This window comes from Nocardia sp. 852002-20019_SCH5090214, from assembly GCF_001665865.1.
GTDB classification, from domain to species: domain Bacteria; phylum Actinomycetota; class Actinomycetes; order Mycobacteriales; family Mycobacteriaceae; genus Nocardia; species Nocardia nova.
In genome coordinates, this window is sequence record NZ_LZMK01000021.1 from 42473 (window position 1) to 67146 (window position 24674).

Here is a 24674-nt window from a genome sequence, read left to right on the forward strand (position 1 = left end):
GCCGCGTTCGGTGTCAGATGTAGATGTAGGCGACACCGTTACTGGTTCCGCCACCCGTCGCGGCCGTGATCTGCACTGTCCCGGCTACCCCCGCCGGGGCGACGGCGGTGATCTGGAAATCGGAGTCGACGGCGAACGAAGTGGCCGGCGTGGCACCGAAATTCACCGCTGTGGTGCCGGTCAGGTTTGTTCCGGCCAGAACGACGACTGTCCCACCGGCGGCCGAACCGGTATTCGGGACCGCCGCGATCAGGGTGGGCACCGCGACATAGGTGAAGGAGACACCATCCACCGTTCCCCCTGGGGTGGTGACAGTGACCAGCACCGTGCCGGCCGACTCGGCGGGAGCTACCGCGGTGATCTGGAGATCGGAGTCAACGGTGAACGATGTCGCCGGCGTGATACCGAAATGCACCGCTGTGGCGCCGGTCAGGCCCGTGCCGGTGAGCACGACGTTCGTTCCGCCGGCAACCGGGCCAACGTTCGGCACCGCCGCGATCAGGGTAGGAACCACGACATAGGCATACGCGACACCGTTGCTGACGCCACCCGCTGTGGTGGCGGTTACCTGCACCGTCCCAGCCGTCCCGGCTGGGACGATTGCCGTGATCTGGGTCGCCGAGTCGACGGCGAAGGTGGCCGGTGTGGCACCGAATGCGACTGCGGTGGTGCCGGCCAGATTCGTTCCGGTCAGGGTGACGACTGTCCCACCGGTCACCGGCCCTGAACCGGGAACTATCCCGGTCAGCGTCGGAGCCGCGACATACGTGAAGGAGACACCGTCACCGGTACCACCCGCGGTGGTGACGGTGACCAGTACGGTCCCGGCCGTCCCGGCGGGTGTCACCGCCGTGATCTGGGTGGACGAGTCGACGGTGAACGCGGCTGCCGGTGTGGCGCCGAAATTCACTGCCGTGGCACCTGCCAGCGCCGTGCCGGTGAGTACGACGGTGGTGCCGCCGGCGATCGGCCCTGAACCGGGAGCGATGGCGGTCAGGGCAGGCACGGCGACGTAGGTGTAGGCGACACCGTTACTCGTGCCACCCACCGTGGTGACGGTGACCTGCACCGTCCCCGCCGTCCCGGCGGGAGCGACCGCCGTGATCTGCGTGGCGGAGTCGACGGTGAACGACGATGCCGGAGTGGCACCGAAATCGACCGCTGTCGCGCCGGTCAGGCCGGTCCCGGTGAGTACGACCGTGTTCCCGCCTGCTACCGCGCCCACGTTCGGCGCCACCGTCGTCAAGGTGGGTACCGCGATGTAGGTGTAGGCGACGCCGTTGCTGGTTCCACCGGCAGTGGTCGCGGTTATCTGCACCGTCCCAGCCGTCCCGGGGGGAGCGACGGCCGTGATCTGGGTGGGGGAGTCGACGGTGAACGAAGTTGCCGGTGTGCCACCGAAACTCACTCCCGTGGCTCCCGTCAGATCGGTGCCGGTCAATGCGACGGTCGTCCCGCCGGTTACCGAGCCGACGTTCGGCACTGCCGTCGTCAGGGTAGGCACGGGAACATAAGTGAAGGCGACGCCGTTGCTGGTTCCGCCCACGGTGGTGACCGTCACCAGTACGGTCCCGGCCGAATGTGCCGGCGCCACGGCCGTGATCTGGGTGGCGGAGTTGACCGTGAACGAGGTTGCCGGTGTGCCACCGAAACTCACCGCTGTCGCGCCCGTCAGATCGGTGCCGGTCAATACGACGGTGGTGCCGCCGGTCACGGATCCGACGTTCGGCGCCACCGTCGTCAGGGTGGGTACCGCGATGTAGGTGTAGGCGACGCCGTTGCTGGTTCCGCCCACTGTGGTGACGGTGATCTGCACTGTCCCCGCTGTTCCGGCGGGGGCGACGGCCGTGATCTGGGTTGCGGAGTCGACCGTGAACGAGGTTGCCGGTGTGGCGCCGAAGTTGACGGCGGTGGCGCCGGTCAAGTTCGTTCCGGTCAGTACGACGGTTGTCCCGCCGGCAACCGGACCGGCGCTCGGCACTATCGCCGTCAGAGTCGGCACCGCGACATAGGTGAAGGCGACACCGTTACTCGTTCCACCCGCCGTGGTCACCGTGACCTGCACGGTCCCGGCCGAATGCGCCGGGGTGACGGCCGTGATCTGGGTGGCGGAGTTGACCGTGAACGAGGTTGCCGGTGTGCCTCCGAAACTCACCGCTGTCGCGCCCGTCAGATTCGTGCCGGTGAGAACCACTGTGGTTCCACCCGTTACCGATCCTGACGCGGGGGAGATGCTGGTCAAGGTGGGCACCGCGGCGTAAGTGTAGGCGACACCGTTGCTGGTGCCCCCCGAGCCGGTGACGGTGACCTGCACGGTCCCGGCGGAATGGGCCGGGGCGACCGCGGTGATCTGGGTGGGGGAGTTCACGGTGAATGTCGTTGCGGTGGTGCCGAATCGGACCGTCAACGGGCCGGTGAATCCGGTTCCGGTGATCGTCACGTTGTTTCCGCCCGCGGTAGGTCCGGACGTGGGGGAGATCGAGGTGATGGTCGGAACGACGACGTAGACGTAGGTGACCGGGTTACTTGTGCCGCCGGGCCCGGTGACCGTCACGGATACGATTCCGGTGCCGGCGGGGGCGACGGCGGTGATCTGGGTGTCGGAATCCACAGTGAACGAGGTTGCCGGTGTGGCGCCGAAATTCACCGCGGTGACTCCGGTCAGCCCGGACCCGGTGAGCGTGACCGTCGTGCCGCCCGCGGTCGACCCCTGGCTGGGGCTGATGCTGTTCAACGCGGGAACGGCGAGGTAGGTATACGGCAATCCGTTACTGGTGCCCGCCGACGTGGTGACGGTGACCTGTACGGTACCGACGGATCCGGAAGGCGCGATCGCGGTGATCTGCGTCGGCGAATCGATCGTGAAAGTCGTTGCGGTAGCGCCGAATCGCACGGTGGTGGGGCCGGTGAACCCGGTACCGGTGATCGTGACGCTGGTTCCTCCGGTCGCAGGTCCGGACGTCGGCGAGAGTGAGGTGATGGTAGGCACGGCATTTGCCTCCTGACTGCTGTGATGGGCAGCGCGGATAGCTGCCCGGGTTGCTCTGTGCTTCCGCTACTTCAATTAACGTCCGTGAAACATGCTGTGGGACGCTCTGCCCGGTTCGTTTTCGTCCGTTATCGCCTTTCCGTCCTGTTCCAAGATCAGCAAGCATCTTGTGCCGCAGCGTGTTTCGGCGTCGGTGCGGCCGTGCTCCGAGAGGACGAACGATCGGGGCGTCCGTGGCAGTTGAGGAAAACGGACGAAAACGGATCGGAGATCCGTTGCTGCCCAACGGTGTTAGGGGGCTTAATGGAAAGTGGGCCACCGATCGAGTAAGGCAACCACCCGGTATGCGGACACGCGGATCATCGCGTTCGCCGTGCCCGGAAAAGGGTCGCGCAGCTCATCGTGGTCGTGATGGGCGGGATCGGTAACGGAATTTCCTGCACCTGCGCTGGCGCAGTACCGGCTTCCAGCCGGTTGCCGCACGCGTCGGCGGCCCCGCGTGAGGTGCGGTTGTCGATCGAGCCGCCGCGGGGGCGGTGGTTGCAGGGGTAAGGGGGTTTCCTTGGCTACCGTTCTGAAGATGCTGCTGGCGCAACAGCATCTCACCAGCCACGCGGATTTCCTGGTGGCGTACGACACCTGCGCCGCGCGCCTCGATCCACCCATTCCGCCCGGCTACGGTCCGGCGAAGACCCAGTACTACCAGTGGCTTTCGGGCAAGATGGTCGGCCTTCCCCGTGACTACCACTGTCGGGTGCTGGCCGAGATGTTCCCCGGCTGGACGGTCGAAAATCTGTTTCGGACGGCGGATGCCACACCCCTCGGCACGGGAGCGCGCGAAACGGGTCCCGTGATCGACGTCGAACTCGAGGCTTTTCTCGGCGCCGAGATGATTTCCGGCGGAATAACTCTCGTCTACCCGTCCCTGGAGCTGCCCCTGCGATCCGTGCCGGCGCACCGGGCGGTCGATACTGCCGACCTGTGCGCAGTCGAGGGACGACTCCGCGCGTTCGCGGCCGATCATCGCTTGAATGTGCTGGCGGCATTGCCGGAGCGGGAGGTTCGCGGACTGCTGTATGTGTTGTCCATGCTTCAGCGCCGGACCGGCCTCTCGGCCGATGTCCGGAGCGACCGGGAGGTTGTCGCGCACGACGACCGGCCCTACATCGCCTTCGGGCTGACCGGAAACGCTTGCACACGGAGGTATCTCGACACCGCCGACCGGCGGCTGTTCACCCTCGACGACAGCGCCGCCGGATCGGAGCAACTGGCGTTGACCGACGGAAGCCGATTCGGTCCGAGCGGAGGACACAGCATCGGCATCATCGCGCGAGTGCGGACGAGCCCGGCGCTGCACCCCACCCGATACCGGATTTTCTGCGCCGGCTTGGGACCGAGAGGTACCACCGGGGCGAGCTGGTACCTCGCCAGCTCGTGGAGTCTCTTGCAGCGCCGAGTCAGTGGCCACGAGTTCGTCGCCGTCATCGACGTCGGGGACGACGGCGACGAGACTGCCCGCCTCGAGTATCTGCTGATCGAATCGGCGCAGTGAGGCGCGAGTCCGGCACTGCGCTCCCACCCCCGAGCGCCGTCGAGGCAGATCCCTGTCGACGGGTTTCGGCCGCCTCGATTTTGCAGCGACGGAGGGAGGGAGCGCAGCGACTGACCGGAGGAGTGAAAAATCGAGGCCAAGAGGCCGAAACCCCGCCGGAGCGAAGCGGAGGCAGATATTACGGCAGCGGCGGGATCGCGGTCTCGTCGCCGACGAAGTCGACCGAGGCGTACTCGTGCAGCTTGGTCAGGCGGTGGTAGGCGTCGATGATGCGCACGGTGCCGGACTTGGAGCGCATCACGATCGACTGGGTCGAGGCGCCGCCGCTGTAGTACCGCACACCGCGCAGCAGGTCGCCGTCGGTGACGCCGGTGGCGGAGAAGAAGACGTTCTCACCCGAGACCAGGTCCTCGGTGGTCAGGATGCGGTCGAGGTCGTGACCGGCATCGAGCGCCTTCTGCTTCTCGGCGTCGTCGGTGGGGGCCAGCTTGCCCTGCAGCGCGCCGCCCATACAGCGCAGCGCGGCCGCGGCGATGATGCCCTCGGGGGTGCCGCCGATGCCGACCAGCATGTCGGTGCCCGAATCGGGACGGGCGCAGGCGATGGCGCCGGCCACGTCGCCGTCGGAGATCAGGCGGATGCGCGCGCCCGCGTCACGGACCTCCTGGATGTGGCGAGCGTGGCGGGGCCGGTCCAGCACACAGACGGTGAGGTCGGAAACCAGCGAATTCTTGGCCTTCGCCACCCGGCGCAGATTCTCCGCGATCGGAACGGAGAGATCGATGACGTCGGCCGCCTCCGGGCCGACCGCGATCTTGTCCATGTAGAACACCGCCGAGGGGTCGAACATGGCGCCGCGTTCGGCCACGGCCAGCACCGAGATGGCGCCCGGCGAACCCTTGGACATCAGCGTGGTGCCGTCGATCGGGTCGACCGCGAAGTCGACCTCCGGACCGGTCCCGTCGCCCACGGCCTCGCCGTTGTAGAGCATCGGGGCCTCGTCCTTCTCGCCCTCGCCGATCACGACGGTGCCGCGCATGGAGACGGTGGCCACCAGTTGCCGCATCGCGTCGACGGCCGCCCCGTCGCCGCCCTCCTTGTCACCGCGGCCGACCCAGCGGCCCGCGGCCATCGCACCGGCCTCGGTCACCCGGACCAACTCCAGTGCGAGGTTGCGGTCCGGGGCCTCGCGGCGGCGACTGGTTGCGGGTGTGGGTGCCGTCATGACGGTGCCTCCTCGAGTTGTGTTTTGCTGCGTGAATTGTCGCAGAACGGTCGGATCGGCCATTCAGGTACTGCTGTTCCACTTCGAGGGAGGAGCGTCCGCGCCGGTGAAGGCGGCTGTGATGTCGGCCTCGTGGCCGGAGGGCGAGGCTCGGCGGCTTCGGCCGCGTGTGGATACTTGGGACGTGTCGCAGAAACCACGCATCCTCAACGACTACCGGGATCTGATCTGGTCGCTGATCCCGCTGGTACTGATCTGCGTGGTGCTGGCCGCGGTGGCCAGTCAGTGCAGCTTCTCCGCGCACGGGCCCACGCCCGGTCAGGTGCCGAATTTCGATGTCCAGTCGGCATTGCACGACGACGCGAAGGCGCTGCCCTTCCCGATCCGCGACCCCGCGGTTCCGGCGGACTGGAAGGCCAATTCCGGTAGTCGCGACACTGTGACCGGCACCGGTGGCGGTACCGTCAGCACCGTCGGTTTCATCACCTCCAACGGCACCTACCTGCAGCTGAGCCAGAGCAATGCGAGCGAGAGCGCGCTGGCCGCCCACATCGTCGACACCCGCAGTCCTTCCGGGTCCCGAATGGTGGGCAACCAGAAGTGGACCGTCTACCACGTGCAGGGCAGTGAGCCGGCCTGGATCTCCGACTTCGGGCAGAGCCGCGTGCTGCTCGAGGGCGCCGCGAACGAGGCGGCCTATCTGACGCTCGCGCAGGCCGTCGACGCCGCCGCCCCGCTGCAGCCCTGAGAATCGCCGCCCCGTGGCTCAGCGGTGGCTCACGACGTTGACGACCGTGCCGTCCGGATCGCGGACGAAGAATCGCCGCACACCCCACGGCTCGTCGCGCAGCGCGTAGACCACCTCGGCTCCGGCGGCGACCATCGTCTCGTGCGCGGCGTCCACATCGGCGACCTCGACGCTGATATCCGGTTGCGGCTCATCGGCATTCGCGCCGATCAGCAGGATCTGTGCGGTCGGATTGCTCGGTGAGGCCAGCCCGACCGCCCAGCCGAGATCCATCACCTCGTCCAGGCCCAGCGCCCGGTAGAAGGCGCGCGCCCGCGCCATATCGGCGACCCGCAGATCCGGGACGACACGACGGATGTCCATGCTCAATCCTGCGCTGCGCCGCGCCGCGACAGCGCGTCCTCTACCCGGCGGCGGGCTCCGGCGAGATGTTCCTCGCAGCGGTTGGCCAGCGCCTCACCGCGTTCCCACAGGGCCAGCGAATCGTCGAGGTCCATTCCGCCCTGTTCGAGCATCTTCACGACGTTGACCAACTCGTCGCGCGCGCGTTCGTAGCCGAAGGTCGCGATTTCGGCGTCTTCGCTCTCGGTCATGACGACTCCTCCTGTTCGGATGGCGGTGCCGGCCGGTCCGTAACCCGCTGAGCCGGCAGGGGATTCGCGAGTGCCTGACTGCCCAGGGCCGCGGCGCTGATCGCGCCGTCGGCGACCCGGATACGCAACTGCGTGCCCGGTGGGGAGTCGGCGACGGTGCGCACGACATGGCGTTCGCTACCGGTAACCCGTTGTACGACAGCGTATCCGCGCGCCAGGGTGGCGGCCGGGCCCACCGCGGTGAGCTTGTCGCGCAGATGCCGCGCGGTGGTGGCCTGGCTGGTGAGGCAGTGCTCGACCGCGCGGTGGGCCGCGGTCCGCAGCCGCTCGATCTCGTCGTGGCGCTGCTCCAGGATCCGCAGCGGATCGGCCAGCACCGGGCGCGACCGCAGCTGCTGCAACGCGCGCGCCTCGCGATCGACCCAGCCGCGCAGGGCGGCGGCCGAGCGGGCGCGCAGTTCCCGGACACCGGCGAGTTCGGCCGCGGCGTCGGGGACCAGCGTTTTGGCCGCATCGGTCGGGGTGGCCGCGCGCAGATCGGCGACGTAGTCCGAGAGCGGATTGTCCGGCTCGTGCCCGATCGCGCTGACGATCGGGGTGGTCGCGGAAACGATGGCGCGGCACAGGGTTTCGTCGGAGAACGGCAGCAGATCCTCGACACTGCCGCCGCCGCGCGCCAAGACGATCACCTCGACCTCCGGGTGATCGTCGAGCTCGGCCAGCGCGTCGAGTATCTGCGGCACCGCGGTGGGGCCCTGTACGGCGGTGTTGCGGATCTCGAAACGCACCGCGGGCCAGCGCTGCTGGGCCACGGTCACCACGTCATGCTCGGCGGCACTGGCGCGGCCGGTGATCAGGCCGATCACCTTGGGCAGGAACGGCATCGGCCGCTTCAGCCGCGGATCGAACAAACCCTCGGCCGCCAGCAGCGCCTTCAGCCGTTCGATGCGGGCCAGCAGTTCGCCGATACCGACGGGTCGAATCTCGGTGACGCGCAACGAGATCGTGCCCCGGCCGGTGAAGTACGACAGCTTGCCGTAGACCACCACCCGGCTGCCCTCCTGCAGCGGGACGGCCGAGGCGCGCAGCAGTTGCGGATCGCAGGTGATCGACAGCGACATGTCGGCGGCGGTATCGCGCAGCACCAGGAACGCGGTGCGGGTGCCGGGCCGCAGATTGATCTGGGTGATCTGTCCCTCCACCCAGACGCTGCCGAGCCGGTCGATCCACTGCGCGACCTTCATCGCGATGGTGCGCACCGGCCACGGCTGTTCGGCCGAGTTGGCGGGGCGGGCAGCAGAACGCGCCGGTTCCCCGGAGGCTCGGGCCCCGGCGGCCGGCGCGTCGGCGTGTGAGTCGGTCACTTGGCCTGCACGGTGGCGATCCGGTTCGTCAGCATGGTCACGAACGGCGCCCGGTCGAGGGTCTGCTGCTCGTAGGCCAGCAGGTCGGCCAACTCCTCGACGCTGAGCATGCGCAGCCGGGCCCGCAGCTGAGCCAGCGTCATGTTCGCGTAGTCGTACCGCCCGGCGACCTCGGGTTCGATCACGCCGCGCGATTGCGCCGGTGCGGACGCCGCGGTGCCGGCGGTGCCCGTTCCGGTGGTGTCCGTGTCCTCGCCGGTCGCCTCGGTGGCCTCCGCGCCGGCCGCCTCGGCGGCGGTGCTCTCCGCCGCGTCCGTTTCCGCGGTGGCCGCTTCGGTAGTGTCCGATTCCGCAGTGTGAGATGCGGCATAGCCGTTGGTCGGCGAGGGGGTGATCGAGGCCGTCGGTTCCGGGACGCCTTCGGCCGGGTCGGATTCGGCGAACAGATCGAAGCGGCTGAGCCGTGCGGCGAAATCGCTGTCGCTCCGCGCCGCGAAATCGCCGCTGCCGAACGGTTGCTCGTCGTCGAGATCCTCGTCGAACGTGGCCCATTCCGGCTGCTCCACCGGGCGATTGGCCAATCTGTCGAAGACCTCGTCACCCTTGAGGGCGAGGCTGGTCACGAACTGCTGCAGATGCATCGAGGTCTGCAGCAACTGGCTGATCGCCGTGATCGGCAGATGGATTGCCACAGTGGGTAACCGGCGAGTTTCCTCGAGGGCGTAGACGGCGGCCCCAGCGGCGACCCGGGCCAGGTAGGGAGGTCGGAACATGTCCCTAGCCTGCCCGAAACGGCCGGTGATGCAAAGAACAGAGTTCACGTGTTCCATTCTCGCGCGTCCCGTCGCACCGCCGCACCCGCTGTGCGCGGTCGGGACTTTCCCCGTCGGCCGGCGCACGTAAGCTGTGGGCATGTCCTCGGCTATCCCCCTGAATGTCGGAATCGCCCGGTCGGCCGATGCGGCCGGCACCGGCGCGGGCAAGCGGGTGCTGCTCGCCGAACCACGCGGCTACTGCGCGGGTGTGGACCGGGCGGTGGAAACCGTGGAGCGCACCCTCGAGAAGCACGGTGCGCCGATCTACGTGCGCAAGGAGATCGTGCACAACCGCCACGTGGTGGAGACCCTGCGCGAGCGCGGCGTGGTCTTCGTCGACGAGACGGACGAGGTGCCCGAGGGTGCGGTGGTGGTCTTCTCCGCGCACGGCGTGTCGCCGGCGGTGCACGAGTCCGCGGCGGCTCGCAACCTGCACACCATCGACGCGACCTGCCCGCTGGTGACGAAGGTGCACCAGGAGGCCAAGCGCTTCGCCCGCGACGACTTCGACATCCTGCTCATCGGCCACGAGGGCCACGAGGAGGTCGAGGGCACCGCCGGTGAGGCGCCCGACCACGTGCAACTGGTCGACGGCCCCGACGCGGTCGACGGCGTCGAGGTGCGCGACGAGAACAAGGTGATCTGGCTGTCGCAGACCACGCTCTCGGTGGACGAGACCATGGAGACGGTGCAGCGGCTGCGCAAGCGCTTCCCGAATCTGCAGGACCCGCCCAGCGACGACATCTGCTACGCCACCCAGAACCGCCAGGTCGCGGTGAAGGCGATGGCGCCGGAATGCGATCTGGTGATCGTCGTCGGCTCCCGCAACTCCTCCAACTCCAAGCGGCTGGTCGAGGTCGCCCTGAACGCGGGCGCCCGCGCGTCCTACCTGGTCGATTTCGCCCGCGAGGTCGACCCGGCCTGGTTCGAGGGCGTGCGGACCGTCGGCGTCACCTCCGGTGCCTCGGTGCCCGAGATCCTGGTGCGTGGCGTACTCGATCTGCTCGCCGAACACGGCTACGGCGAGGTCCAGCCCGTAACCACCGCGAACGAAACCCTGGTCTTCGCCCTCCCGCGCGAACTGCGCACCACCGGCCGCCGCTGAGCGAGCGCGGGTCCTACGAGACCCTCGCAACGCCAGGGCCCGTGCCATTGTCCGGCGACGCTCGCGGGGCGGTCGCGATGGCGATTCGCTCGCGGGACGGTCGGCGGCGTCCGGCGATAGGGCCGCCGTTCACGTCCGGGACGTGTCGCTCAGCTGCGCGGGAGCTCGTCGACGCCGGTGCTTCCCGACCTCGAACCACGTTGGGAGCGTGCTGTTTTGCGGCACGTAACGGCGCGCGCCATCGAGACGATGAGTGGGCGTGGGGAATTCGGGGATGACCGCTACGGGCGCAGCCGTAACCGGTTCGGCGCCCGCGACGTTCGGCTCAGCGGTCGCGGTAGCGCACGTTCGGCCGAGGATGCGGGGGCACATCACTCGGCGGCTGCGGCCGGCCGCGACGAGGCTGCGGTTCGGCGACTCGCGTGCGTTCGGCGGTCCGGGTGCGCTCACCCGTGCGGGGATAGGCCGCGGCGGCGGAGACGCGCGGCGGGCGTTCGGCCACCTTGCCGCCCGTGCGGCGCGCCGCACGGGCGGGTTCCGGCTCCGCGCTCCGCTTGGCCGCCCCGGACCCGCGAGCGGCCGAATCGCCACGCTTGGGAGTCTTGGCGGCCTTGGTGGCCTCCGCACCGCGCTTCTGACCCCGGGAACTGCGCCGCAGGGTGTCCTCGGCGCCGGCTTCGCTCCGCGTGCGACGAGCCCGGCCGGCGGCCGAGCGCGGATTCCAGCTGTCGCTGCCGCGCGTGCGTTCCCGGCCGGGGCGCGCGGTGGTGTCGGCATTGCGGTACAGCCACACCCGCAGGGCGCCCACGCCCAGCACCAGGACCGTCGCCAGTGCCATGGTCGGGAATCTGTTCACCAGCGGAATCGCCAGATTCAGCAGAATGTCCTTCACCGAGGTCGAGCTGTGCCCGGTGAGCTGCTGATAGGCCAGCGGGACGGCGATGAACAGCAGTAGCGGCGGAGTCACCATGGTGGTGAACAGGCCGCGATAGCGCACCACGCACGCCGCGATCACACATCCGATGATGTAGAACGCGGCGAACACATGGGTCAGCTCCTTGCCGCTGTTTCCGGAGTCGATGAAGAATCCGATGAAAGTGCACGCCACCGCGATCAATACCGCGGCGCCGGCGGGGATGCCGGGCACCGACGGGACGATCGAGAGGTGCGAGGCGGGTACATCGGATCGCTCGCGTTGGGTAGCTGCCACGTAAAGCACACTATCTGCCGCGGCCGGAACGTGTGTCGAGGCCGGGCTGCTGCCGGAGTTACTCGTTGGTGTCCGAGAAGCCTACCGCGCGTGGCCACGACTGGACGGGAGCAATTGCCGGTACGGCGCGATCGCCGATATCGAGTTCGTGCAGCCGGCGCGCGGTGACCATCACGCGGGATTCGATCGAGGCCACTGTGTGGTTGAAAGCGTCGACGGCCTTACCGAGTTGGGTGCCGAGCTTGTCGAGATGGTTGCCCGTGGTGGACAGCCGGTTGTACAGCTCCCGACCCAATTGCTGAACGGTTGCCATATCTCGGGAAAGTGCTTCCTGTCGCCAGCCGAACGCGACGGTGCGCAGTAATGCGATCAGGGTCGTCGGTGTAGCGAGGATCACGTTGCGGCCGAAGGCGTACTCGAGAAGACCGGCATCGGCGGTCAGCGCGGCGTCGAGGAACGGATCGCCGGGGATGAACAGGACCACGAATTCCGGGCTGGGATCGAAGGCCTCCCAATAGGCCTTGCCGGCCAGCTGGTCGACATGCGCCCGCAGGTGTTTGGCGTGCCGGGCCAGATGCTCGGTGCGCCGGCGCGGATCCGTCTCGCCGGTGGCGTCCAGATAGGCCGTCAGCGGCACCTTGGCGTCGACCACCAGTTGGCGGTCACCGGCCAGCCGGACCACCAGGTCGGGGCGGATCAGGCCGTCGCGGCCGCTCGCGGTGACCTGCGTGTCGAAGTCGCAGTGTTTGGCCATGCCCGCCAGTTCGACGACCCGCTCGAGTTGTATTTCCCCCCAGCGCCCGCGCACCTGCGGCGCCCGCAGCGCCGACACCAGCTCACCGGTCTGCGTGGACAACTGCTGGGAGATCCGCTGCATCCCCGCGACCTGTTCGCGCAGCCCGGAGTAGGCGTTGATGCGATTGTGCTCGACCTGCTGGATGTGCTGGTTCAAACTGCCCAGCGCCTCGCGTAGCGGCTCGACCAGCGTGCCGATGGCCTGCGAATTGTGCCGTGCCGCATCGGCGCTCGCGGCGCCGAGCGAGTGCCGCAGCAGCTGTTCGTTCTCCCGCAGCGCCGTGAGTTGAGCTTCGGCCGCGGCCGCCCGCTGCCCCGCCCGGGCGGCATGCCCCAGCCACCCGAGGCCGGCCCCCGCGCAGAACACCAACAACAACGCGAACAGCATCGATGCGGTCATGAGCCCGATAGTGCCCTATCCCACCGACAAGTTCGCGAATCCCGGCAATTCCCCAGCACCACTCGTCGACACGCCGGAGCGATTCAACCTTGTCGGTGAGATGGCTTAGCCTCTTGCCACATGCGGATGCTGCATACCTCGGACTGGCACATCGGGCGCACCTTTCACGGTGTCGACCTGCTGGCCGATCAGGCGCGTGCGCTGGAGGCGGTGGCGGAGCTGGTGACCGCGCAGCAGGTCGACGTGGTCGTGGTGCCGGGCGACGTCTACGACCGGTCGATTCCGAGCGCGGACGCGATAGCGGTGTGCAACAAGGGCTTCGAGGCCATTCGCGCCGCGGGGGCGACGATCGTCGCGACCTCGGGCAATCACGATTCGCCGACGCGACTGGGCGCCCTGGGCAGCTTCGCCGCGGCGGGCGGACTGCATCTGCGCACGTCGGTGGCGGAGGTGGACCGGCCGGTGATGCTCGCCGACGAGCACGGACCGATCGCCTGCTACGGCATCCCGTATCTGGAACCCGAAATCACCCGCGCGGAACTGGATGTGCCGCAGGCGCGTTCGCACGCCGAGATCCTGGATGCCGCGCTGGCCCGTATCCGTGCGGACCGGCAACGCCGCGGCGATCCGCGAACCGTGGTGCTGGCACACGCCTTCGTGGTCGGTGCCGAGGCGACCGGTTCGGAACGTTCGATCGCCGTGGGCGGGGTGGAGACGGTGCCGCTCAGCGCGTTCGAGGGCATCGACTACGTGGCGCTGGGCCATCTGCATTCGCCGCAGACGTTGTCGGAGTCGGTCCGGTATTCCGGCTCGCCGCTGCCGTATTCGTTCGCGGAGCGTTCGCATCGCAAGGCGGTGTGGATCGTCGATCTGGACGCCGACGGGCTGGCATCGGTGCAGCGCCACGAACTTCCGGTGGTACGGGGCCTGCGCCAGCTGACCGGCGTGCTGGACGAGCTGCTGTCCGCGGCCGAATATGCCGATGCCGAGGATGATTACGTCTCGGCGGTGCTCACCGATCACGCGCGCCCGGTCGACGCGCTGCGCCGGCTGCGCGGACGCTTCCCGCACGCGGTGCATGTGGAATGGACCCGCCCGGAGGCGAATTCGCAATTGCGTTACCGCGAGCGGGTGCACGGCCGCCGCGACAGCGAGATCGCGCACAGCTTCCTCAGCGATGTGCGCGGTGAACCGACAGCGGGGGAGATGGCGCTGATCGAGCAGGCACTGTCGGCGGCTCGGCGCGAACCAGTCTCCGAAGTGGTGGCGGCCTCGGCGGAGTTGTCGGCATGACCGGCGCCCGGGCGGGTGGCGTATGAGGCTGCATCGGCTGGAGCTCACGGCTTTCGGACCGTTCGCCGAGACGGCGCGGGTCGACTTCGACGAGCTCGGCGCCGACGGGCTGTTCCTGCTGCACGGTCATACCGGCGCCGGGAAGACGACGGTGCTCGACGCGATCGCCTTCGCGCTCTACGGCCGAGTGCCGGGGGCCCGCGGCGAGAGTAAACGCCTGCATTCCGACCACGCCGATCCGCAGACCGCGCCCCGGGTGGTGCTGGAGGCGACGCTCGGCGGCCGCCGGTTGCGCCTGACCAGGTCGCCGGAGTTCGAGCGGCCGAAGAAGCGCGGCACCGGTATGCGGACCGAACAGGCCGCGGCGACACTGGAGTGGCTCGACGGGCGCGGGCAACATCTGTCCCGCATCCCCGATATCGGCGACGAGGTGAGCCGGCTGCTGGGGATGAGCGCCGATCAGTTCTTCCAGGTCGTGCTGCTTCCGCAAGGCGATTTCGCGCGGTTCCTGCGCTCGGACAACGAAGATCGGGAGAAGCTGCTCGAGCGGCTGTTCGACACCGAACGCTTCGGCACGGCCGAGCAATGGCTGGCGCAGCGGCGACGCGAGAGCGCCGCGCAACTGGACAATCACCGCCAGAGCGTCGACCGCCTGATCGCTCAGGTCGCGATCACCGCCGGCCTGGGCGCCACCGAAGCCGTCGGGCCGCTCGAGGCCGTGGAATGGTCACAGCAGCTCCTCGCGCAGGCTCGCGCCGAGGCCGAGCGCTCCGCGACGGATTTGGCTCGCTGCCAAGAGGATTCGGCCCAGCGGCACACCGCTGCCGAGGAACACCGCCGGGTCCAGGAGCGTCGCGAACGCGCCGCGATCGCCCGCCGCCAACTCGACGACTACGCCGCCGGCGCGCCCGCCCGCGATCGTGTCCAGGCCGATCTGGACCGCGCCCGCCGCGTCGAACCGGTGGCGGCCGCGCTCGCCGACGCCCGCACGGCCGCGGTCACCCTGCGCCGCCGCACCGACGAAGCCCGCGACCTGGCCGAACGCCTGGCCGTCCGCCTGCTCGAACCCGAATCCGCCGAGCTTCCGGGAACGACATGGGCCGCAACCGAGCTCGCTGCCGCCGAATTGGCGGATACCGATATGGCCGAGGAGCTCTCCGCCATTCCGGCCATTCCGGACACCAGTCGCACCGCCGCCGACGACGGTGTGGTTGCCACGACACCCTCGCCGGAGGAGCCCGGTGCGGTGGACGAACCGATCGAATGGGAGTTGTTCTCCATCGACCTCGTCCGGCCCGCAGCGGCGCCGGAGTCGCGCGGTAACCGGACTCGCTCCGATGTGGGTGCGCAGAACCAGCCGGGCCGGTCGGGCGGGCAGAAGGTTGCCGGCGCGCTCGACGACTCGGGCGCCGATGCGGCTGGAGCGGACCGTGGTCTCGACGCCGCGGTACAACGGTGGTCCGCGCATATCGGCTCGCTGGAAGAGGTTCGCGCGGACGCCGAGTCGGCCGTCCGCGTGACCGCCGAATTGGCCGGGCTGCGAACGGAATACGCCACCGTATCGCGCGAGCTGGAGCAGCTGTCGCAGCGCAGGGAGCAGTTGCCGCAGGCCATTCGATCGGCCGAGGTGGCGCTGCGCGAGGCGGCGGATGCCAAGGCCGCGCTGCCGGGTCTGGAACGCGAATGCGAGCGAACCCGCGCCGCGGCGCAGGCGGCGGTCGAGCTCGTGGGCACGCGGAAGGAATTGGCCACAGCGACCGAGGAATTCGAGCGAGCCCGGGCGGACCATACCGATGCGCGCGAGCGCACCCTCGATCTTCGCGAACGTCGCCTGGCCGGAATGGCGGCGGAGCTGGCGGGTGCACTCGTCGAAGGGCAGCCGTGCACCGTGTGCGGTTCCGCCGACCATCCGGCTCCCGCCCGGCCCACCGCCGTCACCGTCGCGAAATCCGACGAGGACGCGGCGGTGCAGGCCGAACGCGCCGCCGAACAACGACGCGACCGCGCCCTCACCCGTCGCACGGAACTGGAACGCCGGATCGAACTGCTCGGGGAGCGCGGCGGCAACGGCGACCCCGCGGAATTGGCCGCCGCCGTGAACGCGGCGACCGAGCAGTTCCGCTCCGCACAGCAGAAGGCGAGCGCCGCCGCCGATCGCGGCGCCGAGGTGGAGCGGCTGCGCACCGCCGAAACCGAACTGCACAGCCGCCTTCGAGAACTCGAAAGCCGTTCCAGCGCAGTGCAGGAACGCATCCTGGCCGCCGACCGCCGGCTGGCCGAACTGACGGATCGAGTCCGGGTGGCGGCCGGCGCCGACGGCACGGTCGAGCGTCGCCGTGCCCGGCTCGACGCGCTCATCGCCGACGCCACGGATCTGCTCGCCGCCCGCACCGACGCCGCCGTCGCCGACGACCAGTTCGCCGACCTCGCCCGCCGCGTCGAACAGACCGCCCGCGCCGCCGACCTGCCGGCAGCTCCGGAACCCGAGCATCCCGCGTCCGGCGCGCCCGACCATGCCGTGCTCGCGGCCTACGCGAAAGTCGTTGCGGCCGCGACCCGTACACCGCAGCAGCAGAAGGAGATGGAGGCCGAGCTCGTCGCCGCCGACCGCCGTCGCGCCCACGCCGAAGCGGTTCTGGCCGAACCCGACGTCCGAGCCGCGGCCGATGCCGACGCCGTGGACCTCGCCGAGGTCGACGCGGCCGTGGCCGAGGCCCGCCGCGCGCTGGACGCCGCGGTCGCCGCGCACGCCGAGAGCACCCGCCGCGTGGCCCAACTCGAGGAACTCGGCAGTCAACTGTGGGCCGCGGCCGACCGCATCGCCCCCCTGCAGCAGGCGCACACCGAACTCGAGGGTCTCGCCGACGTGGTCGCGGGCCGCGGTGCCAACAACCGCCGTATGTCCCTGCGTTCCTATGTGCTCGCCGCGCGACTGGAAGAGGTCGCGATCGCCGGCTCGGCACGTCTGCGCCGGATGTCCGGTGGCCGATACGAATTCGTCCATTCCGATGCGGCCGGCCCGCGCGGGCGCCGCGGCGGTCTCGGCTTGGACATCCGCGACGACTACACCGGCGCGGTCCGTCCCGCGAAAACCCTGTCCGGTGGTGAAACCTTCATGGCCTCGCTGTCACTGGCGCTCGGCCTCGCCGATGTGGTCGCGGCGGAATCCGGCGGCCTGGTACTGGACACCCTGTTCATCGACGAGGGCTTCGGCAGCCTCGACGCCGACACCCTCGACGCCGTGATGGGCGTACTGGACGAATTGCGTTCGGGTGGACGGGTTGTCGGTGTGGTCAGCCACGTCGACGAGATGCGACAGCGCATCCCCAGCCGGCTCCACGTCATCCGGGAACCGACCGGCTCGCGGCTGCGTACGATCGTCGCCTGATCACCCGCGGCGCAATCTGCTCCCCGATTCGCGCAGTGCCAGCAGTTCCGCGGCGTGCGGGTCGGGCACGGTGGCCGAGCTCGGGAAGTCGAACATCCGCACCTGTCGGTCCGCTCCGAACGGCGCCCACCCCGGGTCGCCGTGCGTCGCGAAATCCACCCAGGCCCGGTGGACGTCGTCGGCCAGTGGTTGCGGAGGGTTCGGTCCGGTCAGCGGATGCGCCTCGGAGAGTTTGTCGAAGACGAACGGGATCTCCACCACGTGACAGGCGCCGAGATCGGGAACCCCACTGCGCCAGCCGAATTCGTACACGTGCGTCGGCGCACCGGCGGCGGCGTTGGCCGCCGCGATGCGCATCGAATCGTCGCGGAAGACCACGTCGGTGATCACGGCCGCGAACAGGTCGGCGGCTGTGGCCCGCGGCCGATGCTCGGCATACACCCGCACCACGGCGGGGTCGACGCCGTAGCGGGACAGCACCGGCCCCAGCGTCTCGTCGGTGAGCGTGGCCGCGATGCCGGTCGGAAAGGTGAAGAACCGGAATTCCTCGGCCGTCCAGCCGATGAGCAACGGCACCGCGTGGGCGGTGGAGCGCTCCAGCACATCGATCGGCCGGTTCTCGATGAGTTCACCGTCGATCACCGGGAAGAAACTCAGAAGCCCGAGACCGTGGTCGATGATCGTGCGGCCCCACCGATTCGGATCGGGATTGGTGATCAACTCCAGCGCCACCGCGTCCTGTGCGGTTCGCAGCCGATCCGGTCCGAGTTCGCCGAAGGCTGCCGCCGTCGGCTCGATTCCCAGTGTGCGAGCGAGATTTTCGGCGACCTTGACCGCGTCCTCGGCCTCGGCGACCGCGGATCCGTTGCCGCTCTGCACGATCGCGCGACGGAACAGTCCCCGCGCCGGAGCCGCGGTCAGCAGATCGACCACGCTCATCCCGCCCGCCGATTCACCGAAGACGGTCACATTGTCGGGATCCCCGCCGAACGCCGCGATATTGTCGTGCACCCAGCGCAGCGCGAAGATCTGATCGTGCAGCCCGCGGTTGAGCGGCGCGCCGGGCACGGCGGCGAAGCCGGAGATCCCGAGCCGATAGTTGATCGACACCACCACGACCCCGTCGCGGGCGAACGTACTTCCGTCGTACATGGTCCGGGCGTTGGAGCCGCGGGTGAAGGCACCGCCGTGAATCCAGACCATGACCGGCAGACCGGAGCCGCCGACCTCGGGCGTCCACACGTTCAGGTTCAGGTACTCGTCTCCGGGCAGCCCGTCGCTGCCGATCAGGGCGTGGATCGGCGCGGGGTACTGCGACTGCACACAGGTCGCCCCGTAGGTCAGCGCATCGCGCACGCCGTCCCACTCCGGAACCGGCCGCGGCAGGTCGAACCGGGCCGGACCGACGGGCGCGGCCGCATAGGGAATACCGAGGAATGTGCTCACCGCGTTCTCGGTGTTGCCCCGGACCTTGCCACCTGTGACCGACACGATCGTTTCCATGCAGAACTCCTTCGTCGTTCCGCATTCTGCCCGCCGAAGCGAGGGTTCGACACGAGTTCGGCGCGGGGGATCCTGGGAGAGCGTTCAGCGGCCGAGGTGGGCGCTGTCCTCCGCCGCGCGCTCGTGGGCGAGCAGCCAGCGCTTACAGCCGAGCCCCCAGCGGAAGCCGCCGAGCGAGCCGTCCGTGCGGAGAATCCGGTGGCACGGAACGAAGAGGGCGGCGGCATTGCGCGCGCAGGCGTTGGCGGCGGCGCGGATGGCCTCCGGGCGACCGGACCGAACGGCGAAGGCGGTGTAGGTGATCGGCGCGCCGGCCGGCACCGCTCGCAGGACCGACCACGCGTGTTCGAGGAACGGACCGGACACCTGCCGGACCGCCACTCCGTCGACGGCATCCAGCTCGCCCTGGTGATACCGCTCGACGGTGTCGGTGAGCTCGTCCAGCGCGTCGTAGCGGCGCAACGCGTCCGGCCGCAGCCGCGGATGGACGAGACCGCGCAGACCTTCCGCGTCGGCGGTCCAGCCGGAGGCCAGGACCGCGCCGTCGGCATCGGCGATCACCGTGAACGGCCCGATCGGGGTCGGGACGGTCGCGTAATCGGCGGTGCTCATCGCCGCGCGCCCAGATAGGCCGCGCTACGGTCGGCCTCGGCGGCCGCGACTCCGGTGCGCGCGGCGTCGCCACGACGGTCGAGTGTGCTGCGCGCGGGCGCGGGCCGGGTGGCGTCGTCGCGGCCGGCGGGGTATCCACCGTTGCGTGCGAGGGCAGCTCGCGCGGTTGCGGCGCCGGCCACCGCGGTGCGTTCGGAGAGCGCGCGCTTCCACAGATGCATCGACAGATACGACCGCCACGGCGCCCATCGCGACGTATCGGTGAGATCGATGCCGTACTGGGCCGCGCCCTGCCGGACCACGAGATCGGTGTGCAGCAGGATGTCGGGGTCGGCGAGCAGGCGCATCGTCACGTAGTCGGCGGTCCACGGGCCGACCCCGTCGAGGGCGAGCAGATCGCGGCGGACGTCGGCGGCGGTCCGGCCGGCATGCAGACGCAGGTCACCGGAGGCGAGGGCACGGGCGGCGCCCACGATCGAGGCGGTCCGCCGGGCCGGTCCGGTCAGTACGTCGGCGCCCCGTTCGGCGATGGCTTCGGCGGTGGGGAACAGGCGCGGCATCGGGCCGTTGACGTTCTCACCCAGCGCGTCGACCAGGCGGGCGGTGTGCGTGGTCGCCGCCGACACCGAGATCTGCTGTCCGATCATGGTGCGCAGCAACAACTCCGAGCCGTCCAGGCAGCCCGGTACGCGAATGCCCGCGCCGATGGCCGGCGCCCCGGGCCCGAAGCCCTCGGTGAGGGCGGCATCGATCCCGACCGGATCGGCGTCCAGGTCGAGCAGGTGCCGGATCCGCGCGACGGTCGGCGCCAGATCGCGCATATCGTGCAGCGCCAGGCTGGCCCGCACATGGCCGGGGTGGATACTCGCGCGCACCGTGGCATGCCCGTGCGGAGTGCGCAGGCTGCGCGTGTAGACGCCGTCCTCCCAGCTCTCCAGCCCGGGGACGGCATGCGCGGAGAGGAACCATTCGAGCCAGCTCGCGTCGAGCGGTTCACGATAGGGCAGGCGCAGGGTGAGGGCGCCGTTGGTGGCGGGCAGTGCGTCGCCGCGCAGCCGCCGCGCCTCCTCGCGCAACACGGTCGGACTCACCACGAACACCTCGCGCACGGTGTCGTTGAACTGCCGGATGCTGGCGAAGCCGGCCGCGAAGGCGATGTCGGACATGGGCATTCGCGTGGTCTGGATGAGCAGCCGGGCGGTGTGAGCGCGATGGGCGCGAGCCAGGGCGAGCGGACCGGCGCCGAGTTCGGCGGTGAGTACCCGGGTCAGTTGCCGTTGCGAATAGCCGAGCTTGTCGGCCAAGCCGGGGACGCCGCTGCGTTCGATCACGCCGTCGGCGATCAGCCGCATCGCCCGCGCGGCCAGATCGGCGCGGGTGTTCCACAGGGGTGAGCCGGGCGCGGCATCGGGCAGGCACCGGCGGCAGGCGCGGAATCCGTTCTGCTGCGCGGCGGCCGCGGTGGGGAGGAACGTGACATTCGTACGCTTCGGAGTGATAGCAGGACACGATGGCCGACAGTAGATTCCGGTGGTGCGCACCGCCGTGACGAATTGCCCGTCGAAACGGGCATCGCGGGTGGCCACCGCTCGATAACAGCGCTCGAAGTCCAGACCGTTCACACTCACGCAGTCCACCTTGTCAGCCCGGAGCCGCCTGCGCTAGCGGGAATCAGACAACTACCCCGGATGGTCAACGTTTCAGCGACATAGCTGTCGGCTATCAACGGTGCACTGAGTGAGAGCAGCTGGATATAACCGCCGTAAAGGGCCTATTCCGCAGCGTCGCAAGGTTTTCGGGTCGGCCGGGGCGGGCGGGTGAGGTGCGAACGGTTGGTCGCAGATCACACGCGAACGTTTCGGCCACCGGCGCCGCGTGCGGACTGGCGAATCGCACCGGAACCGTACGCTCGCTGGAGGGGTGCGGCGGCCGAGGCGAGCCGGATGCCTGGAACCGCTTCCGGTTGCCCGGTCGACCGGACTCGCCGCCGATCATCGGCGGGGCGAGCTCAGCAGCACCGGGTCCCGGGGTTGCGATCGGCCGCCGCGTGCCGTTCGCGCCAGTATTCACTCTCGGTCGGAATCGGCCGGTCGGGATGCCGACGCCGCAGATGTTCCACATATCGCGGGTAGTCCTGCCCGCCGAGCACCGCGTTCATATAGCGGGCTCCCGCCCGGACCGCGCGCAGCGGCGCCCGCAGCACAGCGAATTCGCTTGCTAAGAAGCCGGTTCCGGCGTCGCCGCGCCGGGGACCTTCGCCGCGCCCGAACGCTCGTACTCCGCCCATTCGCGCTGCACCTCCTTCTCGGCCTTCGTCGTCACGAAACCTGACGGCCCGAAGATCTTCGACGGCACCTCCGGAGTCTCGGTGGTGGCCCCACCGCCGCGGCGCACCGCCTGCACACAGACGATCACACCGACCGCCGCCACGATCAGCACCAGCACCGCGAAAATGATCGACAGTGAGCCCTGGATGAACGTGTTGCGCACGACCTTGTCCATATCGGCCATGCTCTTGGCCGGCGCCAGCACCTTCCCGGCGTCACGAGCGTCGCTGTAGATGCGGTGCTGGGTCCAGTAGCCGATGTTCTTGTCGCCGGAGAAGATCTTCTGCCACGAGGCCGTCATGGTGACGATGAGATCCCAGATCAGCGGCAGCGCCGGAATCCAGGCCCACTTCCACAGCCGCTTCTTCATCACGATCACCAGTACCACCGTCAGCGCGACCGCGGCCAGCAGCTGATTGGCGATGCCGAACAGCGGATACAGCGTGTAGATGCCGCCGAGCGGATCGGTCACGCCCATCAGCAGCACCGAACCCCAGGCCGCGACCACGACGAACGTGCACAGCCAGGCTCCGGGCCGCCAGGACGGATCCTTGAATTTGCGCGCCGGGCCGCCGAGGTTGCCGAGCGTGTCCGAGAGCATGAAGCGCGCGACGCGAGTGCCCGCATCGATGGTGGTCAGGATGAACAGCGCCTCGAACATGATCGCGAAGTGGTACCAGAACGACTTCATCGCGGCGCCGCCGATGAAGTTGTGCATCACCTCGGCCATACCGACCGCCAGGGTGGGCGCGCCGCCGGTGCGGGAGTAGATCGCTTGCTCACCCACGTCGTGAGCGGCCTGGTTCAACTCGTTCGCGGTGATCGGTGTGCCGCCGAGCCCGAGGGCGTTCACCTTGTCGGCGGCGGCCTGCGCGCTGGTGAGGCCGCCGGTGTTCATCGCGAAGTACAGATGCTGGTCGAGAATGCTGGCCGCGATGATCGCCATCACCGCGACGAACGACTCCATCAGCATGCCGCCGTAGCCGATCATCCGTGCCTGCGACTGCTTTTCGAGCAGTTTCGGCGTGGTGCCCGAGGAGACCAGTGCGTGGAATCCGGAGAGCGCACCGCAGGCGATGGTGATGAACAGGAACGGGAACAGGCTGCCGGCGAACGCCGGACCCTTGGAGTTGCCGGCGAATTGGGAGACCGCGGGCGCGTGCAGCACCGGCATGGTGATCACCACGCCCAGCGCCAGCAGCACGATCGTGCCGACCTTCATGAACGTCGACAGATAGTCGCGCGGGGCCAGCAGCAGCCACACCGGCAGCACCGAGGCGATGAAGCCGTAGATGATCAGCATCCACGCGATGGTGGTGCCCGAGAGGGTGAACACGTCACGGCCCCAGCCGGATTCCGACACCCAGCGCCCGGAGACGATGGCCAGCAGCAACAGCGCGAAGCCGACGACGGAGATCTCGCCGACCTTGCCCGGCCGCACATAGCGCAGGTACAGGCCCATCAGCAGCGCGATCGGAATCGTCATCGAAATCGAGAACACACCCCACGGGCTGCCGCCGTGCAGCTGCCCGTCGGCCCCCTTGGTCGCGGCGAGCGCGTTGACCACCACGATGCCCAGCACGGCCAGCAGAATCACCATGATCACCAGCACCGCGATCAGCGCCGCGATACCGCCCACCACACCGAGTTCGTCGCGGGCCATCTGCCCGAGGCTGCGGCCGCGGCGCTTCACCGATGCCCACAGCACCAGATAGTCCTGGACTGCACCGGCGAGCACGACGCCGATCACGATCCACAGCGTGCCCGGCAGATACCCCATCTGCGCCGCGAGGACCGGCCCGACCAGCGGCCCGGCGCCGGCGATGGCGGCGAAATGGTGACCGAACAGGACCCGCCGGTCCATCGGCATGTAGTCGGTGCCGTTCTCCAGTTCCTCTGCCGGAGTAGCGGTGTCGTCGCGCGGTGTGGTGATCTTCCATTCGATCAGCCGGGCGTAGAACTGGTAGGCGATGATGTAGGTGCACACCGCCGCGATGACGATCCACACCGCGTTGACGTTCTCGCCACGAGCGACGGCGAGAATCGCCCAGGCGACCGCACCGAAGACGGCGACGGCCGCGAAGATCGCCTTCTTGGCCGGCGTGATCGGCCGGCGGTCGACGATCCCGACGGGAGGCAGGTCCGGCTCGGTTCGGAGGTATTCGATGGTCGCCATGCGAGCTACTCTCCCGTGCTGGTGTAGGTCCGATCGGCGACGAGTTTCCCCGCCCGCCCGGACATCAGGTGGAACTGACTCAAGGTAGCGGAATCCCGCCGAATCGGGCGAGCCCACTGTGGGATCCGCACTCCGTTCAGAAACTGTTCATCGGACCGGATCCCGGCGTCCGAGGCGAAACCGCAGGTGGCCGCGTGTCGTTCGGGCCGGACGCGGGTGCGATCCGTAGCTCCGAACCTGGTCTGCGGTTGTATAGGTGGGTGAGGACTGCGCGTTCGGTGTTGTCGGCGATCGCCATGCTGCTCGCAGCGGCTTCGGCGATCGGGTGCTCGAGACCGATGCAGGGGCCTGACCAAGCCGAGCGTGATAGCTGGTCGCGGGCGATCGAATCCGCGATACAGGCGTTGCCGGGGGTGGCCGACGCATCGCACACGTTCCAGTACCACCGGTACGGTGACTACAGCTCCGGCCTCGATGTTCGGTTGAAGGACGACGCAACGGCCCCGCAGGCAGAGGCCGTGGTGCGCGTGATGGACCACCCAGCAGCTACCGCCGCAGTACCGAGGTGACTCGACGGTG

Annotated in this window: 18 protein-coding genes; 5 read left to right on the forward strand and 13 right to left on the reverse strand. The window is 69.1% G+C overall.

The window, feature by feature from the left end:
• Positions 1 to 13: 13 nt before the first annotated feature.
• Positions 14 to 2989 (reverse strand): S-layer family protein, encoded by a 2976-nt coding sequence (locus tag A5780_RS02165; protein ID WP_197521644.1) that lies wholly within the window; start codon positions 2987 to 2989, stop codon positions 14 to 16.
• Positions 2990 to 3551: 562 nt separating this feature from the next.
• On the opposite strand from A5780_RS02165, the gene A5780_RS02170 reads away from it, so the two are divergent.
• A complete protein-coding gene (locus A5780_RS02170) occupies positions 3552 to 4541 on the forward strand; it encodes a hypothetical protein (protein WP_156769339.1) in 990 nt (329 codons plus the stop codon).
• A 178-nt stretch (positions 4542 to 4719) separates the two neighbouring features.
• Here the strand turns inward: A5780_RS02170 and glpX are convergent, their stop codons facing one another.
• Entirely contained in the window at positions 4720 to 5766 is a 1047-nt protein-coding gene (gene glpX, locus A5780_RS02175; protein ID WP_063017010.1) for a class II fructose-bisphosphatase, read from the reverse strand.
• 184 nt (positions 5767 to 5950) lie between these two features.
• Between glpX and A5780_RS02180 the strand changes: the two genes are divergently transcribed.
• Complete coding sequence (locus A5780_RS02180) at positions 5951 to 6514, forward strand: DUF4245 domain-containing protein (RefSeq protein ID WP_063016961.1); 564 nt, start codon at positions 5951 to 5953, stop codon at positions 6512 to 6514.
• An 18-nt stretch (positions 6515 to 6532) separates the two neighbouring features.
• Here the strand turns inward: A5780_RS02180 and A5780_RS02185 are convergent, their stop codons facing one another.
• From A5780_RS02185 to A5780_RS02200, 4 genes are all read right to left on the reverse strand, one after another.
• Positions 6533 to 6877 (reverse strand): VOC family protein, encoded by a 345-nt coding sequence (locus A5780_RS02185; protein WP_030518610.1) that lies wholly within the window; start codon positions 6875 to 6877, stop codon positions 6533 to 6535.
• 2 nt (positions 6878 to 6879) lie between these two features.
• The gene (locus A5780_RS02190) at positions 6880 to 7107 is read right to left on the reverse strand and encodes an exodeoxyribonuclease VII small subunit (protein ID WP_063016960.1); all 228 of its coding nucleotides are present in this window, start codon (positions 7105 to 7107) and stop codon (positions 6880 to 6882) included.
• On the reverse strand, positions 7104 to 8351 hold the full coding sequence (gene xseA / locus A5780_RS02195; RefSeq protein ID WP_218022062.1) for an exodeoxyribonuclease VII large subunit: 1248 nt from the start codon (positions 8349 to 8351) through the stop codon (positions 7104 to 7106). Before xseA ends, A5780_RS02190 begins: the two co-directional genes overlap by 4 nt.
• 116 nt (positions 8352 to 8467) lie before the next feature.
• Positions 8468 to 9244 carry a lipid droplet-associated protein gene (locus tag A5780_RS02200; RefSeq protein WP_063016959.1) on the reverse strand — a complete coding sequence of 259 codons (777 nt, stop codon included), beginning with the start codon at positions 9242 to 9244 and terminating at the stop codon, positions 8468 to 8470.
• 139 nt (positions 9245 to 9383) lie between these two features.
• On the opposite strand from A5780_RS02200, the gene A5780_RS02205 reads away from it, so the two are divergent.
• On the forward strand, positions 9384 to 10391 hold the full coding sequence (locus A5780_RS02205; RefSeq protein WP_063016958.1) for a 4-hydroxy-3-methylbut-2-enyl diphosphate reductase: 1008 nt from the start codon (positions 9384 to 9386) through the stop codon (positions 10389 to 10391).
• Between the two features lie 325 nt (positions 10392 to 10716).
• Here the strand turns inward: A5780_RS02205 and A5780_RS02210 are convergent, their stop codons facing one another.
• Positions 10717 to 11601: a DUF6542 domain-containing protein gene (locus tag A5780_RS02210; RefSeq protein WP_064902137.1), complete on the reverse strand. Its 885-nt coding sequence runs from the start codon at positions 11599 to 11601 to the stop codon at positions 10717 to 10719.
• Between the two features lie 58 nt (positions 11602 to 11659).
• Positions 11660 to 12796: a DNA recombination protein RmuC gene (locus tag A5780_RS02215; protein WP_064907578.1), complete on the reverse strand. Its 1137-nt coding sequence runs from the start codon at positions 12794 to 12796 to the stop codon at positions 11660 to 11662.
• 120 nt (positions 12797 to 12916) lie between these two features.
• Between A5780_RS02215 and A5780_RS02220 the strand changes: the two genes are divergently transcribed.
• Complete coding sequence (locus tag A5780_RS02220) at positions 12917 to 14089, forward strand: exonuclease SbcCD subunit D (RefSeq protein ID WP_064907579.1); 1173 nt, start codon at positions 12917 to 12919, stop codon at positions 14087 to 14089.
• A 22-nt stretch (positions 14090 to 14111) separates the two neighbouring features.
• Positions 14112 to 17477, forward strand: a complete 3366-nt coding sequence (locus A5780_RS02225) for an AAA family ATPase (RefSeq protein WP_064907580.1) — start codon at positions 14112 to 14114, stop codon at positions 17475 to 17477.
• Here the strand turns inward: A5780_RS02225 and A5780_RS02230 are convergent, their stop codons facing one another.
• From A5780_RS02230 to A5780_RS02250, 5 genes are all read right to left on the reverse strand, one after another.
• On the reverse strand, positions 17478 to 18980 hold the full coding sequence (locus A5780_RS02230; protein ID WP_064902134.1) for a carboxylesterase/lipase family protein: 1503 nt from the start codon (positions 18978 to 18980) through the stop codon (positions 17478 to 17480). It abuts the gene before it with no gap.
• Between the two features lie 84 nt (positions 18981 to 19064).
• Positions 19065 to 19592, reverse strand: a complete 528-nt coding sequence (locus tag A5780_RS02235) for a methylated-DNA--[protein]-cysteine S-methyltransferase (protein WP_030518620.1) — start codon at positions 19590 to 19592, stop codon at positions 19065 to 19067.
• Positions 19589 to 21229, reverse strand: a complete 1641-nt coding sequence (locus A5780_RS02240) for an AlkA N-terminal domain-containing protein (RefSeq protein ID WP_082976235.1) — start codon at positions 21227 to 21229, stop codon at positions 19589 to 19591. The genes A5780_RS02235 and A5780_RS02240 overlap by 4 nt, the downstream gene beginning before the upstream one ends.
• Positions 21230 to 21600: 371 nt before the next feature.
• Positions 21601 to 21795 (reverse strand): YbdD/YjiX family protein, encoded by a 195-nt coding sequence (locus tag A5780_RS41675; RefSeq protein ID WP_369829502.1) that lies wholly within the window; start codon positions 21793 to 21795, stop codon positions 21601 to 21603.
• A 14-nt stretch (positions 21796 to 21809) separates the two neighbouring features.
• The gene (locus A5780_RS02250; RefSeq protein ID WP_064907581.1) at positions 21810 to 24095 is read right to left on the reverse strand and encodes a carbon starvation CstA family protein; all 2286 of its coding nucleotides are present in this window, start codon (positions 24093 to 24095) and stop codon (positions 21810 to 21812) included.
• Positions 24096 to 24674: the final 579 nt, after the last annotated feature.

Excerpts from the sequence above, each read along its gene's own strand:
- glpX (WP_063017010.1), bottom strand. The coding sequence starts at position 5,766 with ATGACGGCACCCACACCCGCAACCAGTCGCCGCCGCGAGGCCCCGGAC.
- A5780_RS02185 (WP_030518610.1), bottom strand. The coding sequence starts at position 6,877 with ATGGACATCCGTCGTGTCGTCCCGGATCTGCGGGTCGCCGATATGGCG.
- A5780_RS02190 (WP_063016960.1), bottom strand. The coding sequence starts at position 7,107 with ATGACCGAGAGCGAAGACGCCGAAATCGCGACCTTCGGCTACGAACGC.
- xseA (WP_218022062.1), bottom strand. The coding sequence starts at position 8,351 with ATGAAGGTCGCGCAGTGGATCGACCGGCTCGGCAGCGTCTGGGTGGAG.
- A5780_RS02200 (WP_063016959.1), bottom strand. The coding sequence starts at position 9,244 with ATGTTCCGACCTCCCTACCTGGCCCGGGTCGCCGCTGGGGCCGCCGTC.
- A5780_RS02205 (WP_063016958.1), top strand. The coding sequence starts at position 9,384 with ATGTCCTCGGCTATCCCCCTGAATGTCGGAATCGCCCGGTCGGCCGAT.
- A5780_RS02215 (WP_064907578.1), bottom strand. The coding sequence starts at position 12,796 with ATGACCGCATCGATGCTGTTCGCGTTGTTGTTGGTGTTCTGCGCGGGG.
- A5780_RS02220 (WP_064907579.1), top strand. The coding sequence starts at position 12,917 with ATGCGGATGCTGCATACCTCGGACTGGCACATCGGGCGCACCTTTCAC.
- A5780_RS02225 (WP_064907580.1), top strand. The coding sequence starts at position 14,112 with ATGAGGCTGCATCGGCTGGAGCTCACGGCTTTCGGACCGTTCGCCGAG.
- A5780_RS02230 (WP_064902134.1), bottom strand. The coding sequence starts at position 18,980 with ATGGAAACGATCGTGTCGGTCACAGGTGGCAAGGTCCGGGGCAACACC.
- A5780_RS02235 (WP_030518620.1), bottom strand. The coding sequence starts at position 19,592 with ATGAGCACCGCCGATTACGCGACCGTCCCGACCCCGATCGGGCCGTTC.
- A5780_RS02250 (WP_064907581.1), bottom strand. The coding sequence starts at position 24,095 with ATGGCGACCATCGAATACCTCCGAACCGAGCCGGACCTGCCTCCCGTC.